The sequence below is a fragment of the Runella sp. genome, assembly GCF_027484545.1.
Classification (GTDB): Bacteria; Bacteroidota; Bacteroidia; order Cytophagales; family Spirosomataceae; genus Runella.
Genome location: NZ_JAIXST010000126.1, coordinates 36,220 through 53,650, shown reverse-complemented (window position 1 = coordinate 53,650; position 17,431 = coordinate 36,220). Strand labels below are relative to the sequence as shown.

Annotated in this window: 19 protein-coding genes and 1 pseudogene; 3 read left to right on the top strand and 17 right to left on the bottom strand. The window is 41.9% G+C overall.

Annotated features, from left to right (window positions below):
• Nucleotides 1–62: 62 nt before the first annotated feature.
• On the bottom strand, nucleotides 63–779 hold the full coding sequence (locus Q0081_RS10905; protein ID WP_298352714.1) for a carboxypeptidase-like regulatory domain-containing protein: 717 nt from the start codon (nucleotides 777–779) through the stop codon (nucleotides 63–65).
• 233 nt (nucleotides 780–1,012) lie between these two features.
• On the opposite strand from Q0081_RS10905, the gene Q0081_RS10900 reads away from it, so the two are divergent.
• The gene (locus Q0081_RS10900; protein WP_298352711.1) at nucleotides 1,013–2,242 is read left to right on the top strand and encodes an ROK family transcriptional regulator; all 1,230 of its coding nucleotides are present in this window, start codon (nucleotides 1,013–1,015) and stop codon (nucleotides 2,240–2,242) included.
• Between the two features lie 54 nt (nucleotides 2,243–2,296).
• On the opposite strand, the gene Q0081_RS10895 is transcribed toward Q0081_RS10900, so the two are convergent.
• The 4 genes from Q0081_RS10895 to tpiA all read right to left on the bottom strand — a co-directional run bounded on the left by Q0081_RS10895 (nucleotide 2,297) and on the right by tpiA (nucleotide 5,008).
• Complete coding sequence (locus tag Q0081_RS10895) at nucleotides 2,297–2,575, bottom strand: 2TM domain-containing protein (protein WP_298352708.1); 279 nt, start codon at nucleotides 2,573–2,575, stop codon at nucleotides 2,297–2,299.
• A 45-nt stretch (nucleotides 2,576–2,620) separates the two neighbouring features.
• Nucleotides 2,621–2,893 carry a 2TM domain-containing protein gene (locus tag Q0081_RS10890; protein WP_298352705.1) on the bottom strand — a complete coding sequence of 91 codons (273 nt, stop codon included), beginning with the start codon at nucleotides 2,891–2,893 and terminating at the stop codon, nucleotides 2,621–2,623.
• A 173-nt stretch (nucleotides 2,894–3,066) separates the two neighbouring features.
• Nucleotides 3,067–4,158: a hypothetical protein gene (locus tag Q0081_RS10885; RefSeq protein ID WP_298352702.1), complete on the bottom strand. Its 1,092-nt coding sequence runs from the start codon at nucleotides 4,156–4,158 to the stop codon at nucleotides 3,067–3,069.
• Between the two features lie 85 nt (nucleotides 4,159–4,243).
• Complete coding sequence (tpiA, locus tag Q0081_RS10880) at nucleotides 4,244–5,008, bottom strand: triose-phosphate isomerase (protein ID WP_298352699.1); 765 nt, start codon at nucleotides 5,006–5,008, stop codon at nucleotides 4,244–4,246.
• Nucleotides 5,009–5,255: 247 nt separating this feature from the next.
• Between tpiA and Q0081_RS10875 the strand changes: the two genes are divergently transcribed.
• Entirely contained in the window at nucleotides 5,256–6,512 is a 1,257-nt protein-coding gene (locus Q0081_RS10875) for an aspartyl protease family protein (RefSeq protein WP_298352696.1), read from the top strand.
• Here the strand turns inward: Q0081_RS10875 and Q0081_RS10870 are convergent.
• Nucleotides 6,509–7,705 carry an anhydro-N-acetylmuramic acid kinase gene (locus Q0081_RS10870; RefSeq protein WP_298352693.1) on the bottom strand — a complete coding sequence of 399 codons (1,197 nt, stop codon included), beginning with the start codon at nucleotides 7,703–7,705 and terminating at the stop codon, nucleotides 6,509–6,511. The two genes, Q0081_RS10875 and Q0081_RS10870, sit on opposite strands and share 4 nt — an antisense overlap.
• Nucleotides 7,706–7,800: 95 nt before the next feature.
• On the opposite strand from Q0081_RS10870, the pseudogene Q0081_RS10865 reads away from it, so the two are divergent.
• Nucleotides 7,801–8,682, top strand: a pseudogene (locus Q0081_RS10865) (fructosamine kinase family protein).
• 25 nt (nucleotides 8,683–8,707) lie between these two features.
• On the opposite strand, the gene Q0081_RS10860 reads toward Q0081_RS10865, so the two are convergent.
• From Q0081_RS10860 to Q0081_RS10810, 11 genes are all read right to left on the bottom strand, one after another.
• Nucleotides 8,708–9,253 carry an NADH-quinone oxidoreductase subunit J gene (locus Q0081_RS10860; RefSeq protein WP_298352690.1) on the bottom strand — a complete coding sequence of 182 codons (546 nt, stop codon included), beginning with the start codon at nucleotides 9,251–9,253 and terminating at the stop codon, nucleotides 8,708–8,710.
• Nucleotides 9,254–9,310: 57 nt separating this feature from the next.
• The gene (locus Q0081_RS10855) at nucleotides 9,311–9,889 is read right to left on the bottom strand and encodes an NADH-quinone oxidoreductase subunit I (RefSeq protein ID WP_298352687.1); all 579 of its coding nucleotides are present in this window, start codon (nucleotides 9,887–9,889) and stop codon (nucleotides 9,311–9,313) included.
• Nucleotides 9,890–9,973: 84 nt separating this feature from the next.
• Nucleotides 9,974–11,077 (bottom strand): NADH-quinone oxidoreductase subunit NuoH, encoded by a 1,104-nt coding sequence (gene nuoH, locus Q0081_RS10850; RefSeq protein WP_298352684.1) that lies wholly within the window; start codon nucleotides 11,075–11,077, stop codon nucleotides 9,974–9,976.
• A 6-nt stretch (nucleotides 11,078–11,083) separates the two neighbouring features.
• Nucleotides 11,084–12,175 carry a 2Fe-2S iron-sulfur cluster-binding protein gene (locus Q0081_RS10845; RefSeq protein ID WP_298352681.1) on the bottom strand — a complete coding sequence of 364 codons (1,092 nt, stop codon included), beginning with the start codon at nucleotides 12,173–12,175 and terminating at the stop codon, nucleotides 11,084–11,086.
• A 46-nt stretch (nucleotides 12,176–12,221) separates the two neighbouring features.
• Nucleotides 12,222–13,562: an NADH-quinone oxidoreductase subunit NuoF gene (gene nuoF / locus Q0081_RS10840; RefSeq protein ID WP_298352678.1), complete on the bottom strand. Its 1,341-nt coding sequence runs from the start codon at nucleotides 13,560–13,562 to the stop codon at nucleotides 12,222–12,224.
• Nucleotides 13,563–13,567: 5 nt separating this feature from the next.
• Nucleotides 13,568–13,981 carry a hypothetical protein gene (locus Q0081_RS10835; protein WP_298352675.1) on the bottom strand — a complete coding sequence of 138 codons (414 nt, stop codon included), beginning with the start codon at nucleotides 13,979–13,981 and terminating at the stop codon, nucleotides 13,568–13,570.
• Nucleotides 13,982–14,051: 70 nt separating this feature from the next.
• On the bottom strand, nucleotides 14,052–14,549 hold the full coding sequence (gene nuoE / locus Q0081_RS10830) for an NAD(P)H-dependent oxidoreductase subunit E (RefSeq protein ID WP_298352672.1): 498 nt from the start codon (nucleotides 14,547–14,549) through the stop codon (nucleotides 14,052–14,054).
• A 12-nt stretch (nucleotides 14,550–14,561) separates the two neighbouring features.
• Nucleotides 14,562–15,794, bottom strand: coding sequence for an NADH dehydrogenase (quinone) subunit D (gene nuoD / locus Q0081_RS10825; protein WP_298352669.1), 1,233 nt, complete (start codon nucleotides 15,792–15,794; stop codon nucleotides 14,562–14,564).
• An 18-nt stretch (nucleotides 15,795–15,812) separates the two neighbouring features.
• Complete coding sequence (locus Q0081_RS10820; RefSeq protein ID WP_298352666.1) at nucleotides 15,813–16,313, bottom strand: NADH-quinone oxidoreductase subunit C; 501 nt, start codon at nucleotides 16,311–16,313, stop codon at nucleotides 15,813–15,815.
• A gap of 24 nt (nucleotides 16,314–16,337) precedes the next feature.
• Nucleotides 16,338–16,883, bottom strand: a complete 546-nt coding sequence (locus Q0081_RS10815) for an NADH-quinone oxidoreductase subunit B (protein ID WP_298352663.1) — start codon at nucleotides 16,881–16,883, stop codon at nucleotides 16,338–16,340.
• 130 nt (nucleotides 16,884–17,013) lie between these two features.
• Nucleotides 17,014–17,382, bottom strand: coding sequence for an NADH-quinone oxidoreductase subunit A (locus tag Q0081_RS10810; RefSeq protein WP_298352660.1), 369 nt, complete (start codon nucleotides 17,380–17,382; stop codon nucleotides 17,014–17,016).
• Nucleotides 17,383–17,431: the final 49 nt, after the last annotated feature.

The following is a 17,431-nucleotide window of genomic DNA, read 5'->3' as shown; positions in this document are numbered from 1 at the left end:
TTTACTACTACCATAATAACTTATGTTTTGACAATCACAAGTTATGACTAATTCTCATTTTTTTACAATTTTAACATTTTATCAATTTGACCGCTTTTAATTTTTAGACATACTCTAAGTACTGAAATATTCTCAATATCAGCAGGGTTTATGTCTAATAGTCCATTACCACGGATACGCTGGTCGCCCCAGTAATTGGTATTTCTGGCTTCACCATTGCGGATAGGAATCCCATCTAAAACGATAAGTGGCTGCGTATTACCAGTAATAGAACTAAATCCACGGATGCTTATACTCACACCGCTGGTTGCTCCACCTGGTGTGGTATTAATCATTACGCCCGGAGCTTTGCCATAGAGTGCATTTGCAAAGTTGGGAGAGGCGGTTTTTACAAGCGCGTCATTTTTAATAGTGGAGGTAGCATACCCCAAGCCGCGTTGCTCTCTACCAATTCCGAGTGCGGTCACTACAACTTCCTGCAATTGCGAGGCATCTTCTTCCATGCTTATATCTATAGAAGAGCGGTTACCAACGGCAATTTCCTGACTTTTGAAGCCAATATAAGAGAAAACAAGTACGCCTTTCGATGAAGTTGCAATACTGAATTTTCCATTCCCATCGGTTGTAGTACCTACTCCGGTACCTTTTACCACGACCGACACGCCGGGAAGTGGTTGCCCGTCGGATTTTGTGGTTACCTTACCCGTGATGGTTTGAGCAAACACAGGGTCGCTTATTATTGCCATAATAACAATAAGCATAAGTAGCATTTTTTTCATAGTTAAAGAAGATTGTTTGAAGATTGATAAAAAAATTAGGAATGTGTGTTAACGAGCGCTAATTTTTAGTATAGATGTAGAAATATTTTACAATTGTAGAAAGAAATTTAACAATCTCAAACAAAATTAATAAAAAAATAATTTTATATGGCGTCGATTAGTAAAATAAATTAATATTGCATTTATAGGCATAATTTAAAGTAATTTAGCGGCCTGTTTATCTTATTTAGAGTATGTTTGATCCTACTACATCATCCGAGGTTGATATTTTTCCCAGAACTTCAGTAGTTGACTATAAGAAAAGTCAACACCGTCGTCGTATTCTTATCGAGCTTTATCGCTCTGGCACCTCTTCTATCGCCGAATTGGCGCGCGTTATCCATAGCAGTGTTCCATCCGTAACCAGTATCATGGAAGAAATGGTGGAGGAGAAATGGATTGTGCCCATTGGAACGGGGATTACGAAACAGGGACGTAAGCCTGTCCTGTTTAGTTTGAGCACAGAACGCTATTATGTTATCGTACTGGATGTCAGCACGCACGACACAAAAGTACTAATCATGAACCTGAAAAATGAGGTTGTTTTAAGACGTGATTTTAATTTACGATTGGAAGATACTCCTCGTTTTTTGAACGAGCTTATTGAAGTAACAGAAGAAGTTTTGAAAGAATCCAATATTCGTTACGACGACTTTATGGCCATGGGAGTCTCGGTAGCCGGATTGGTAGATGCCCGAAAAGGGTACAATTTTACCTATCGGAGCCTCAACCAGAGCGAAAATTCCTTTGGGGGTACGCTGGAGCGTTACTTTAAATTTCCAGTCTATGTTATCAATGATACCAAAGCCACAACGTTAGGCGAACACCGTTTCGGGTTGGCGCAGGGCAAAGATCACGTATTGGCAATTTATATTGATTGGGGGGTTGGTCTGGGTGTAATTTTAAACGGAGAAGTATTTCAGGGTGCTTCCGGATTTGCGGGCGAGTTGGGTCATATTCAGGTAGTACCCAACGGCGAGTTGTGTCATTGTGGAAAGGTGGGTTGTTTGGATACCATTACTTCGGCAGCGTCTCTTATTCGTCGTATTAAAAAAGGGTTGGCAGAAGGGCGTATTTCAAGGCTTTCGGCGATTGAAATGGACAAAATAGATGCCGAAACCATCATTGAAGCTGCTTGGCAGGGCGATTCTTTTGCCATTGACATTTTACACGAAATAGGAATGGAACTCGGCAAAGGACTTTCCATTGCCATTCATCTGTTCAATCCGGAGATAATTATTGTAGATGGTATTGTGGCAAAAGCAGGTGCTTTTATTACTAATCCTATCGAACAGGCTATCAACAAATACTGTCTCACCGATTTTAGAAATAATCTTACCGTCGTGATTTCTCAATTGGGCCAAGAAGCAAAATGGCTGGGAACTCAAGCGTACGTAGTAGAGAAAGTAATTGAAAACAATTGACTTTAAACAAGTGGATGGCTTTAAAGCCATCCACTTATCACTTTGGGGCAGGTACTAACCTGCCCTTTTTTGTTCATCCACTAATTTTTGATATTCTTTTTCAGTCAAATCGCTTTCGTCAGGTCTGATGTAAGCCCGATAGTATTGCATGGCTATTCCTATCCCAAAAAATATCAACACCCACCCCGGCCAAAAGTGATTGAGTGAACCGCTTGTAAAATACCAAATAGCAATCAAAACGGCATTTACAAAAAAGTAAGACATTAAATCGCGTTGGAAATGAGCACGTCGCTGCGCAATTTTCCATAATTTATCATCGCGTGAAGGATTCATTGCTTGTAAGATTTAGAGAGTTATAGGTAATTATAGGAGGCTAATCTACTGCCTGTTTACTAATTTTTGATATTCGCGCTCTGCCAATTGCTTCTCATTGATTGCATAAACACTAAAATAATGAGATGCCAACCCGATACCCCATCCAAAGGTGGTCCATATTGGCCATGGATAATCGGTACCTTTGTTAAATGCAACCCCTATGACCCAAAGAGTCCATAATCCTGCATTGACAATCAAATAAACGTAGAGGTGACTTTTAAATCCGGCTCTGGCTTTTGCCATTCTCCAAAGTTGAGGGTCGCGTTGAGTTTCCATTGTTTTTGAAAGGTTTTGGTTTCTTAAAGTGTATGAGCTACTGATTGATATATCAAAAATAAAATGCGGCCGGGAGTTACCCAACCGCATTCCGATAGAATTGGTTTATGAGGGAGTGAAACCCCGTTTTTAGAGAGTCAAACAACCTGCGATTTTATTCAAACTAAAGCGAATCAAAACTCTACGATTGAATAGGCTGCCTGATGAGGTTGTCGGGTTTGATTGCCGACTTTCGTACGGTTGCGGTCGTCATCGTGAATCACAAACAAGCGGTTGTTACCGATGGAGGTTAAGTCTTCTGCTTTATGCGTAAATTTTAACGGCTGTCCCGTTGTATAGTTTGTAACCAAATTAAGTTTGTCTTTTTTCAACTCCTCTTCCGAAGCCCACCACAGATAAGCACTGTTGCCCTGAGTTTCACTTTCTATGGATGTCAATATCCAGAAAATCTTACGTTCAGCATCGTATTCGATACAGGAAAGAGCCAATGATTTAGGTAAATTGGGTTGAAGGGATTGAATATCAATGTCGGCTAATGTTTGAAAATCATTGCTCAATACAAGTGAGTCACCTTCAAAATGGTAAGAAGCCGTCAGTATCTTGGCTTTGTATTTAAAATCGTCGTACTTCTTGCCTTCTTCCCGAATTCCAAAATAAAGTTTGGTCTCAGTTGCTGCAAAACCTTCCACTTTAAAGTAAGGCATTCCCTGAGGAAATTCGGGGGAGAGTAATGCCTGAGAGAGAGCCACCCTTAGTCCCATCGAAAACTTTTCTCCTGCTTTCAGGTGAACAGCCTTTGGTTGAATTTTTTGAGGATTGTCTGTCACGGGCCAGTAAAGTAATGTGTTATAACCATCCCATTCATTACTTCCTTCTTTTATGCGATCAAAGCCGGTAGTCAGAAAAGCATGTTTACGGTCGGGAGTCATTGCGAAATCCTCGTATTTCTGACCTGTTTTGAAGAGACTTTGGGTAAGATAGACAGGTTTCTTGCCCCACATATTACTTTCTGAATACGCCCAATAAAATACCGCAGCGTCAGCATCGGGCATATCCTTATCGTTGGCAAATAGAAGATTTCTCCCATCAGACAACACAGCCGATGCTTCACACCATAATTCTCGCCCTCCTGCCTGAAGCCCTGGCTGAAAACAATCAATCAGTCCTTCTTTTACGATAGTTCCGCCACTCAGTAGCTTTGAGGCGGGGCGTTGACAACCTAACAGAACTAAAAGAGCAACTAAGGAAAGGGATAAGGATTTCATAAGTAGAAGATGATTATTTTAAAAACACGGAGCAACGAAGGTACTGATAAGTAAGTCACCGCGTTTCTCCGTGTCTAAAAAAAATCTACATCCGAGATTTTATGATATTAGTAAACTCACGCGACTTGAGCGAAGCACCGCCAATCAATCCGCCATCTACGTCAGGACACGCAAAAAGTTCATCTGCATTTTTTTCATTACAGCTTCCTCCGTAAAGAATAGTTGTATCATCGGCTACTTGTTCACCATACTGGCCGGCAATATGAGCACGAAGGGCAGCATGCATTTCCTGAGCCTGTTCAGAGGAAGCTGTCAAGCCTGTACCAATCGCCCAAACCGGTTCGTAGGCAATTACGACTTTACCGAAATCTTCCGCAGATAAATCAAACAATGCGGCGGTAATTTGAGCTTTTACAATCGCTACGAAATCTTCATTTTGACGTTCTTCGAGCAATTCACCGCAACAAAAAATAGGCTTGAGGCCGTTGGCAAGTGATATTTTTACTTTTTCGCCTAAAAGTGCATCCGTTTCTCCAAAATATTGACGGCGCTCACTGTGACCGATAATCACGTAAGGAATATTCAAGGCTGCCAGCATCGGTGCTGAAATTTCACCCGTGTATGCGCCGGATGCCTTTTGATGACAATTTTGCGCACCCAAGGAAATGCGGCTTACTTCGTCGGTATATTTTTGCAAAACGGGTAAGTAAATATAAGGTGTACACAGGACAACTTCTACGTCACCGCGTACTTCGTCGCGTACCATATTTACAACTTCAGAGGTAAGAATTAGCGCTTCCTCTACCGTTTTGTTCATTTTCCAGTTACCGGCTACAATTTTTTTTCTCATCGAATTGGGAATTTTAAGTGAATTGAGGGTTAATTTTATTTCGGTTTTTGTATTTTAGTAACTAAATTCTACTGCTTGTAAAGAATCCACAAAATTATCAGTACTAAATCGGCCGAAAGCCTCTTAGGCCTTGCGAAGTTAGCAAGAATATATTAATTCAAAACGGCACTTTTTTAGGGATATTTTTTGTTTTTCTAAGAAATAAGACTATATTTACTAACAGCCATACATTATTTTTGGCACGGCTATGACACGATGGTATCTCAAATTGACTTTTTTGTGTTGTTTGCCTTTTTTCCTAACGGCCCAAAAAAGCCCAAAGAAAGACGACAAATTTGGGTTTTTCTTATTGGGAAATTCTAAGTTTACCCGTATTCCCTTTCAAATGCACGCCAATCTCATTATCGTTCCTGTACACGTTAATGACTCAGACACGCTACACTTTATTTTGGATACTGGTGTCAGTTCGGTGATTATCACCAATCCGGATGCTATCAAATACCAAAAGCTGAATTTTACCCGTCGCGTTCAATTGACCGGTGCGGGAGAAGGCAGTTCCCTTTCTGCCTCGGTGGCTATTGGAAATACATTAGGGATGGGAAGGATGAAAGCCACTCACCAAAACATTGTGGTGCTTGAGGAAGATGTTCTGAAACTGTCGGAATACGTCGGCATACCGATTGATGGTATTTTCGGATACGAAGTCTTCAATAATTTCGTAGTAACGATAGATTTCATTAACCGTGAATTACTGCTGACTAATCCCGAAAATTATAAATATCGTGCCCGACAGGGAGATCGCTATCCAATCATTATTGAAGATACCAAACCCTACGCAGACGTAATTGCCTTAGTGGAAGGTGGACACGAACTTCCGATTCGAGTTGTGATAGATACCGGGGCAGGACATGCTTTATTGATTGACAAAAGTGCGGATAATCAAATACAACTTCCTGAAAAGGTAATCAGGGCGCAGTTAGGCCGCGGACTCAACGGAGTCATTAACGGGAGTTTGGGACGTATTAACAAAGTGCGTTTTGGAAAATATGAACTTGATAATGTTTTGGCTTCTTTTCCTGACAGTTTGGGCTTTGGAGTGAAATTTGCAGCCCGGAGTGAACGACAGGGAAACATTGGCTGTGAGTTATTAAGACGTTTTCGAGTAACGTTTAATTATACAGATCGTTACATTGTCCTCAAGCCCATCAAACGTCGTCTTAAAGAAACATTTGAGCATGACATGAGCGGGCTGGAATTACGAGCCAAAGGGAAAGACTTGAAAGAATACGTTGTAGACCGAATTATCGAAGACTCCCCCGCTTGGTATGCTGGCTTGGAGGAAGGAGACGAGGTGCTGTTTATCAATAATAAATCCTCTGATGACCTAATAATCAGCGAAATATATAAACTTCTCCAAAAAGGAGAAGGGAAAGAAATCACCTTACTTATCCGCCGCAAAGGAACGATTCACTTTACGAAATTTCAGTTGAAACGAATGATTTAGGCAGGAAAAGAAATCTTCCCCATCGAAACGCTTGGAACTCCTTCCCTGCTGCCAAAATCAGTAAGTCCGCCACAGAGAGTTTCATTGGCCAGAATAGCAAATAAAACCGCTTCTTTGGCATCTCCCGAAATACCGAGAGAATCAGTGACCGCCATGGGATAATCGGGCATCAATTCACGTAAAGCACTTATTATCAAAGGATTGTGCATTCCGCCACCGCTAAGGTATAAATGGTAACTTTCCTCTTTTTTGCAAACTTTCAAGATGGCTTCCGCAATCGTCTCTGCCGAAAAACGTGTTAGCGTGGCCATTAGGTCTTCGGGCGAAAGTGAGGTCGTTCCGCTGTGTTGCTGAGCTAAAAGCACATATTCTAAACTAAACAATTCAGGTCCGGTAGTTTTCGGAAAAGGTGCACTAAAAAAGGGGTCTTTTTTCAAACACCGAAGCAATTCTTCGTGTATTTTTCCGCTTGCTGCAATTTTCCCTCCTTCGTCATAGGGAAGATTGAAAAATTTACGCGCAAAGGCATCAATAAGCGTATTTCCCGGACCTGTATCGGTCACAAATACCTCATGCGAATTAAGGTTACCCGGAAGGTAAGTAAAATTGGCAATGCCGCCCATATTGAGCATAAGTCTATTTTCGCCTTGCTTTGAAAAAACAAAATAATCACCGTATACTGCCAATGGAGCACCTTCTCCCCCCGCGGCACAATGCTTTTGACGAAAATCACTTAAAGTAATAATACCCGTAGTTACGGCGATATGGTCTCCGTCTCCAATCTGAAGCGTAGCATTGGGAAATTTATTGAGTTTATGCAGGATTTTAGGAGCGTGAAAGACAGTCTGCCCGTGACTTGCTACAATATCTACTTCATTGGGTTCAATTTTCCATTTATCCAGACATTGCAATACAAGTCGTCCGTGCAATTGACCAATCCAGGGATTGAGTAAACAAAGCTGTTGAAAATCTATCTCTTTTTTGGCAAAAATGCGTCGGATTTCTTCCTTAATGTCTTCGCTGAATGTAATAGTATCAAATTTTTCCAGCGTTATTTGGGTTTGTGAGCCACTACCGCTAAATCGACACAAAGCTACGTCCAATCCATCCATGGAAGTGCCCGACATCAATCCGATAATTCTCCGGGTTGGTTTTTGGGCGATTTCAAAAAGTTTTGTCAGGTTTGAATTCACGGATACGTTTGCAGCTATGTAAGGTATTACTTATTGAGAAATGTGTTACTTTAGTAATTAGTTCATTCGATGATTCATGCCTAATTTTAAAAAATATGTGGAATCCCACTGAACAGGTTCCATTTTTTGAAAGCATACTTTTCGAAACCTTTGGACAAACAATAGAAGTACTTGAAGTACGGGTAATATCCGGCGGAAGCATTAATACTGCCGTTCGAGTTTCCACGTCCGAAGGTACATTTTTTATCAAATTCAACCATGCCGAGCAGGAAGATATGTTTGAAAAAGAAGCACGGGGGTTAGAAATCTTACGTCAAACAGATGCTCTTCATGTCTCAATAGTGCATGGATATGGAAAGAATGGCAATAAAGCCTATTTGATTCAGGAATTCGTTGAAAATGGCGGACAAAGACCTGATTTCTGGCGAAATTTTGGCGAGTCATTGGCGGAGTTACATTCTCATACCCAACGAAATTTCGGTCTTTCTTTCGATAATTATATTGGTTCTCTGGAACAGTCAAACCAACCTATTGCCAACGGAATTGATTTCTTTGTAGAACGTCGACTTCGCCCGCAGGCAGGGTTAGCCCGTTATAATAATAGTATTTCCAAAGAGTTATACGACCGTTTTGAGCGATTCTATCCCGCACTTAAAAGCATCATCCCTGCTGAGCGTCCCGCCTTGCTTCATGGAGATTTGTAGTCAGGGAATTTTTTAACCAATCAACATGGGCGCGTTTCTCTCATTGCCCCCGCGCCCTATTATGGCTTTCGTGAAGCGGAAATCGCTTTTTCCCACCTATTTGGAGGCTTTGATGATGAATCGTATCATGAAGCGTTTCCTTTAGAACCTGACTTTAGCAGCCGTATTCCGATTTATAATCTTTATCCTTTACTTGTTCACGTCAATTTATTCGGAAAAAGCTATTTGCCTCCCATCGAACGCCTTTTGAAACGATACGTTGGAGACAAATAAGTAAAGTAAAATCAAGGATGAACTATTAGAAATGTCGATCTCCCGCTTCGCGACGGCCAAGCATCACAGCTCCAATCATTGCGATTAAGAACAGAACAGAAGCTAATTCAAAGGGCAATAAATAATCATTATAAAGCACATTGCCAAGACTTTCAACCATACCTGCCTGAGAATCAAAAACATAAGGATTATAAGTCCCGAATTGTGCTTTACGAAGTACTCCCACTAAAATCACCCCCAACGTACCGCCTACAACAGTGGCAGCTATCTTTACAAGATTGGTTTTTGATTCTTCGTCTTCTTCCCGCAGGTTCAAGAACATGATTACAAACAGGAATAATACCATAATCGCTCCTGCGTAAACGATGATGTTAACTGCGGCCAAAAACTGTGCATTCAGCAGTATATAATGCCCTGACAAACAGAAAAATGTTGCAATTAAATACAGTACGCTGTGAATCGGATTCTTTGCCAAAATGACCATCAATCCACACAAAATTGTGAGAAAAGACAGTACATAAAAAAAGGAAGTCGCCGGAGTCAGGTGAGAGAAAAAGTTAGAAAAATCCATTTTTGTTACAGTTAACAGTAAGCAGTTAACAGTTTTCCTGCTAACTGCTTACTCGTTTTACAATTGAGTTCTTGGTTGGGCTTCAACTCCCTTTATGTCTTGCTCGCGGGCTTCTTCTTTCGTCCACGCTTTACGCAAATAACGATTATTCATGTTTTCAGCCAAAAGATCTTTACCCCAAATTACCTGATCGCGCTCAGTAAATACGGGAACAAACTCATCATGACGAAGATAGATTGCCTGTTTAGGGCACGCTTCTTCGCACAAACCACAGAAAATACAACGCAACATGTTGATTTCATACACGGCTGCATATTTTTCTTCGCGGTAGAGGGTTTCTTCTCCTTTTTGACGCTCAGCGGCCACCATCGAAATGGCTTCGGCAGGGCAAGCTACTGCGCATAATCCACAGGCGGTGCAACGTTCACGTCCCTGGTCATCGCGCTTCAATACATGCCGACCACGAAAAACAGGTCCCAAATTAATTTTTACATCAGGATATTGTAACGTTACTTTTTTCTGAAAAAAGTGCTTAATCGTAATTCCTAAACCAGTAGCGATTGCGGGCAGATATATCCGTTCCGCAAAGGTCATTTGCTTATTACTAACTTGTTTCGAACGATTCGTGAGTTGCATATTTTTGGCGTTTACAGTTCACAGTTTGTAGATTGACAGTAGTTTTTCTACAAAGTATGGATCTCGTAATAATCAAGGTCTCCCCTATTTCAAAAATGACATTACTAATGGTTTCAGGAATAAAATGGCACCACCGGTTAGGATGATGTTAATCATTGCCAAGGGGATAAGCCCTTTCCAGCCAAGATTCATTAATTGGTCATAACGAAAACGTGGCAGAGTCCAACGTACCCACATATAAAAGAATACGAAAAACAGTGATTTACCAAAAAATACAATTGTACCAATCAGAGTAGCTACATTATGACCGGCAATCTCACCCATTGCTCCAGTAAGTTGAGCCTGCACCCAATCCATTCCCGGATAATTGTATCCTCCAAAGTATAAGCTCGAAATCATCGCCGATGACACAAACATATTGATGTACTCTGCAAACAGATAAAAGCCTAATTTCATAGAGCTATACTCCGTATGGTAGCCACCGATCAGCTCAGTTTCACACTCCGGTAAGTCAAAAGGCGTCCGATTACATTCGGCAAAAGCGCAAGTAATAAAAATGATAAAACCAATTGGTTGGTAGAAAATATTCCAGTTGCCACCGTGCTGTTGTTCTACAATGTGACGAATAGAAAGTGAGCCTGTCATCATCAAGATTGCGATAATAGCCAAACCCATGGAAATTTCGTAGCTGATATTTTGCGATGCAGCACGAATGGCTCCTAACAATGAAAATTTGTTATTGGAAGCCCAACCTCCGACCATTACCCCGTAAACTCCCAATGAAACAAGACCAAATACGTACAAAACTCCAATATTCACATCAATGGCCTGTACTGCCACATCCCATACTTTTCCCGGTGCGGAAGAATACTGAATACTGTCCCCAAAAGGAATAACGGCGCTTGTCATTAAGGCAGTTAACATGGAAAGGCAAGGCCCCAGTATAAAAAGCCATTTGCTTGACTGCGCCGGAATAAAATCCTCTTTGAAAAACATTTTAACGGCATCGGCAATGGGTTGGAGCAAACCAAGCGGACCTGCACGGTTAGGTCCGATTCGGTCTTGCATAAAAGCCGCTACTTTGCGCTCTGCGTAGGTAGAGTACGTGGCAATCAGCAACGTAATTGCGAAAATCAGCAATATGATGATTGCCTTGATAATGAAGGCTACGTCAAGTGAGATAGTCATAGGTTTTTAGTTATTCTCTGCCAATGAACGTTGATTGGCTTTGGCATTGTTTTCTTTACTCAATTCCCGAATCGTATTGTTGTCAGTAAGATAAGGTCGTGAGTCATCAATTTCTTTGTATTGGGCAGCCGCTACTTTCAAACCAAAATCAGGTTTTTTCAAATCTGCCCGGTATTTATTGGCCATAATTACCGAATGACGGGAGATTTTAGTAGGCTCTTCAATGGTCCATTCGCTTGTTTTTTTACGTTCAAAACGGCAGGTATTGCAAATAAACTCTTTTACTTCTCCCCACTCGTTTTTACGGGCAGTTACCCGGATTACTTCATCTCCACGGTACCAAAGTGTTACTTTACCGCTGCATTTTTCACAATCGCAGTGAGCTTCAACGGGTTTGGTAAACCACACTCGATTTTTGAAACGGTATGTTTTATCGGTCAATGCACCTACCGGACAAACATCAATTACATTCCCTGAGAAGTCATTATCAATAGCTTTTTCAATGTATGTACTGATTTCGGCGTGGTCTCCGCGGTTCAGTACTCCATGAACGCGCTTGTTCGTAATTTGGTCGGCCGTAAATACACAACGATAACACAAAATACAACGCGTCATGTGCAACTGAACATAAGGACCGATGTCATGCTTTTCAAACGTACGGCGTTCCTCTTCGTAGCGAGTAGTGACACGACCGTGCTCAAATGCAAAATCCTGTAAATGACATTCTCCTGCCTGATCACAAACGGGGCAATCGAGCGGGTGATTAATTAATAAAAATTCCACAATGCCTTTCCGTGCTTCCAAAACGGACTCGTTGGTGGTATTTTCCACCTCCATCCCATCCTGAACCGTTGTAATACAAGAAGGTATTAATTTAGGCATGGGACGTGGGTCTTTGGCCGAACCTGCTGTTACTTTCACCAAACACGCCCGACATTTTCCACCAGTCCCCTTGAGCGGCTCATAATAGCACATGGCAGGAGGGGCGTATTTGGGACCTAACTGCCGTGCCGCCTGCATGATAGTTGTGCCTGGTGGCACTTCAATTTCAATACCGTCAAAAGTTATTTTGAATAATTGCGGTGCAGTAGTTTCCATTTATTATTCTTAACAGTTCGTAATTCTAAAACAAAACATCATTGTGTTACACTAATTCCATTTCTCCCCGATACACAGCTCCAGGTTGCGTAGCTTCCTGCGGATGAGTAATGTGCCATTCAAATTCCGAACGGAAGTGACGAATAGCCGAAGCAATTGGCCAGGCCGCCGCGTCTCCAAGCGGACAAATTGTATTTCCTTCAATTTTCTTCGCTACGTCTACCAGCAGGTCTATATCACGCATATTGCCTTTTCCGGTTTCAATGCGTTCCAAAACTTTGTCCATCCACCCCGTTCCTTCACGGCAGGGGGAGCACTGTCCGCAGGATTCGTGATGGTAAAAACGCGCAAATGTCCACGTATTACGAACAATACAGGCGGTTTCGTCCATGGCAATAAATCCTCCCGAACCCAGCATGGTTCCTGTGGCAAAACCACCGTCCGACAAAGATTCGTATGTCATGAGGCGTTTGTCTCCGTTAGCAAGGTTTAGTATCAATTTGGCAGGTAAAATAGGTACGGATGAACCACCTGCAATCACCGCCTTCAAATGATGTCCGGGACGAATACCTCCACACCATTCATCGGCATAGATAAAGTCTTCAACGGTAATACCGAGAGGAATTTCGTAGACCCCCGGTTTGTTAATATGTCCCGAAGCTGAGATAAGTTTGGTACCAGTGCTTCTTCCAACGCCCAACCCAGCATATGTTTCTCCGCCATTATTAATAATCCAGGGAGTATTGGCGATGGATTCTACATTGTTTACAACCGTTGGCGATTGATAAAGACCTTTTACAGCCGGGAAAGGGGGTTTGTTACGAGGATTCCCGCGTTTCCCTTCCAAGGATTCAAGCAAAGCGGTTTCTTCTCCACAAATATAGGCACCTCCTCCTGGCTGAACCACCAATTCTAAATCGTAACCGGAACCTAAAATATTTTTACCTAAAAAGCCGGCTGCGGTAGCTTCCGCAATTGCTTTTTCAAGAATCTTAATCACGTACATTAACTCGCCGCGTACGTAGATAAACGATTTTTTAGCACCCAGAGCAAAACTTGATACAATCATTCCCTCAATCAAAAGGTGAGGAATTTCCCGCATCAGATAGTGGTCTTTGAACGTTCCCGGCTCCGACTCATCCGCATTACAAACCAAATAACGGGGTACCCCTTCAGGTTTTGCTAAGAAACTCCATTTCATCCCCATGGGGAACCCTGCCCCACCACGTCCGCGTACACCTGATTTTTTGACTTCTTCAACGACTTCCTCGGGGGTCATTGTTTTCAACGCCTTTTCAACGGCCGTATAGCCACCCATCTTGCGATAGACTTCAAAGGTATTGATATTGGGAACATTGATATGTTCAGTAAGGATTTTAACAGCCATTGTATTTATTTCAAAAAATCGTTTAAATCATATCCTATTGAATCGCAGAAAGAAGGGTTTGCAGTGATTTCGCCAACGCCTAATTTATACTTTCGCCATCTAAACTGTTTATAGTCATAAACAAACCCTTCATTTACTTCATAGTTTTCAACTAATTCACTTGTCTTACGAAAATCATTTTTAAAACCCTTTGTGCCTGATATTTCAATAATAACCACGAATTTATCTAAAACATTATCTTGTAAAAGTACATCAGGAGTTGGGCTTGAATTGGCATCATCAATCATCGCTTCCGGAAATGGCTCGTATGGAATCTTACCTGATTCATACAAATTACTAAGTTGCCAGATTAATTTTCTAATCACACGCTGGTGTTCTAAAGGCGCGTTTACTCCCATGTAAATTGGAATATCTAACATTGGATTGTGAATTTTATTTTAATAAATCGGTTACATCGAATTTACAAAATAACGTTCAGCATAGCCGTAACTATTTTGACAATTCTTCAATGATTTCATCCACTTTTTCGTTTGTCAAATTCATGTAATACTTCTCACGAATCTGAAAAACAGGGCCCCAACCGCAAGCAGCCAAACACTCTACTTCTTTCAAAGTAAACTTACCGTCAGGAGTAGTTTCGCCCGTATCAATCCCTAATTTTTGTTTTAAATGTCCATAGACATCTTCGCCGCCCATCAGGCAGCAAGGTCCTGTACGGCAATACTCTATCACATGTTTTCCGACCGGGTCAAGATGAAACATGGTATAGAAGGAGGCCACTTCGTATACTTCGATTGGTAAAATATCCAGTAACCCGGCAACGTAATCCATTACGTCAGAACTGACCCAACCGTATTGCTCCTGGGCAAGATGTAATAAAGGCAAAAGCGCTGATTTCTGTTTCCCCTCAGGATAACGAGCTATGATTTCCTGGGCATTCGCTAATCGCTCAGGTGTAAAAAGGATGGGATTGGTAGTTTCGGTCATTTTTAAATTCAATTAAGCATCCAACTCTCCTGCAATCACGTTTAAGCTACTCATGGTAACGATAGCGTCCGAAATGGTACTGCCTATGCACATTTCAGGAAAAGCCTGATAATAAATAAAGCACGGACGACGGAAATGCAAACGATAAGGGGTTCGGCCTCCGTCACTTATCAAATAGAAGCCCAGTTCACCATTGCCTCCTTCTACCGTATGGTATATTTCGCCAACAGGAGCCTCTATTTCACCCATCACAATTTTAAAATGATAGATAAGAGCTTCCATGTTTCGGTAAACTTCCTTCTTAGGAGGTAAATAGTATTCGGGAGCATCTGCGTAATAAGGTCCTTCGGGAAGATTTTTCATGGCTTGCTCAATGATACGCAGGCTTTGCCACATTTCTTCATTACGTACCATAAAGCGGTCGTATGTATCACCATGCTGACCTATCGGTATATCAAATTCAAAATCTTCGTAAGAAGAATAAGGACTCATGACCCGCACGTCGTAGTCAACACCCGCTGCCCGCAAGTTAGGGCCTGTAAAACCGTAACTCATCGCGCGCTCAGCTGAAATACCGCCTACGCCAATCGTCCGATCCATAAAAATACGGTTACGATTAAAAAGGCGTTCAAATTCCTTTAATACAGGTGGAAACGACTTCAGGAATTCATTGATTTTACGGATGGCAGTGGTAGTCAAATCTCGCTCCATTCCGCCTACACGTCCCATATTGGTGGTAAGACGGGCACCGCACATTTCTTCGTAGATTTCATAAATCTCTTCGCGCTTTTCATAGACGTATAAAAAGCCCGTAAATGCCCCGGCGTCCACTCCTAAAATACCGTTACAAACGATATGGTCGGCAATACGAGCTAATTCCATCATAATGACCCGAATGTATTGCGCCCGCTTCGGTACTTCGATACTCAGCAGTTTCTCGACCGTCATGTGCCATCCCATATTGTTGATAGGCGACGAACAGTAGTTCATGCGGTCGGTGAGGGTCGTGATTTGATAAAAAGGACGGCGCTCGGCAATTTTTTCAAAGGCACGGTGAATATATCCTACGGTTTGTTCCCCGGCTACAATCTTCTCCCCGTCCATGGTCAGTATATTCTGAAAGATACCGTGGGTGGCAGGGTGGGTAGGGCCGAGATTAAGGGTGGTCAACTCATTGACGTACTGTACTTGTGCGTCTTTGACAAGATTACCGTTATTTTTAGGGGCAATTGGGGCTTCGGTCATTTCTTGTTTCACTTAATATTATCTTCCAAAAAGTGCGTCAATTTTATCTTCGCGGGTAGCGTCTTCAAGCGGATATTGCCTGCGCATAGGGAAATAGTCCATTTCATCCATGTTCAGAATCCTCGTCAAATTGGGATGACCGTCAAAGATAATACCAAAGAAATCATAGGTTTCCCGTTCCATCCAATTAGCGCTTGCATAAAGACCGGTGGCAGTAGGAATGTGTAAATCGGCTTCTGCCAAAAATACTTTAATCCGGGCACGAAAGTTCTGAATGAAACTATGAACGTGATATACCACACAAAATTCCTGTCCGGCATTGTCCGGGTAATGAATCCCGGTAATGTCAGTCAGAAAACTGATTTTAAATTCAGAATGATTTCTGAGGTATTCCAACATCGGAATAATCTGCTCGCGAGTAGTGCTAAGCGTCAACATACCGAAAGGTTCTTCAAAATCGAACACATCGTCTCCAAATTTTTTGACGATTTCTTCGGCTACAAATTGATTAGTGAGCATAGGTCTCCGTTTAAAAATTGACGATTACTGAATATTATAAGACGTCAATAATGCTTGGTATTCGGTTCTGTTGCGGCGACGGAGTGACTCATTATGAGCTATCTCCTGTATCTGCATAATTCCTTCTAATATTTGTTCAGGACGAGGAGGACACCCCGGTACGTATACATCCACGGGTATCACCCGGTCAATGCCCTGTAATACGCTGTAGGTGTCAAAAATCCCGCCGCTTGATGCACACGCGCCAATCGCCACTACCCAACGAGGTTCCGCCATTTGCAAATAAACCTGTTTGAGTACGGGAGCCATTTTCTTCGCAATAGTTCCAGCTACTAACAGCATATCTGCCTGACGTGGTGAAAAGCTTGGACGCTCAGCGCCGAAGCGGCCTAAATCGTAGCGTGATGCCATTGTTGACATAAATTCAATGCCACAGCATGAAGTAGCAAAAGGCAGGGGCCACAATGAATGGCTGCGCGCCAATCCTACTACTTTATCAAAGGAGGTAGCAAAGAAACCCGAGCCTTCAAAGCCTTCCGGTGCTTCCACTATTTTTATATCAGTTGCCATGATTTATGGTTGTCCGTTATCAATTAATTGTAATCTGTGTTTCAGTTAATTTTTATCAAAACGCTTAGGGAGGGAGTTAAGCAGGACTACTGAAACCTGTAAACGTAGAAATTGTAAACTGTTAAACACTTTATTTCTCCCATTCCAAAACACCCTTGCGGATGATATAAAAAAATCCAGCAAGCAATAATCCCATGAATAGAATCATTTCCACAAAGCCCGTTGTACCCAATTTTATGAAGTTTACGGCCCAGGGATACATAAAAATCACCTCTACGTCGAAGAGAACAAAAAGGATAGCAACCAGAAAGTATTTAATGGAAATTGGTGTGCGCGCATCGCCTTTGGCTTCAATACCACATTCAAAAGGATCGTCTTTAAGCTTACTGTTACGTTTAGGGCCTATAGAATGCGTTACGAGCATCGTCGTCACTATAAATCCCACTGCCAAGCCAAGTTGAATTAAAATAGGCAGGTAATCCGAAGGTTGGTAATTCATTACTGTTGGTGGTTGGTTGATGCAGGTTTACTGAGTATCCAAAGTTACT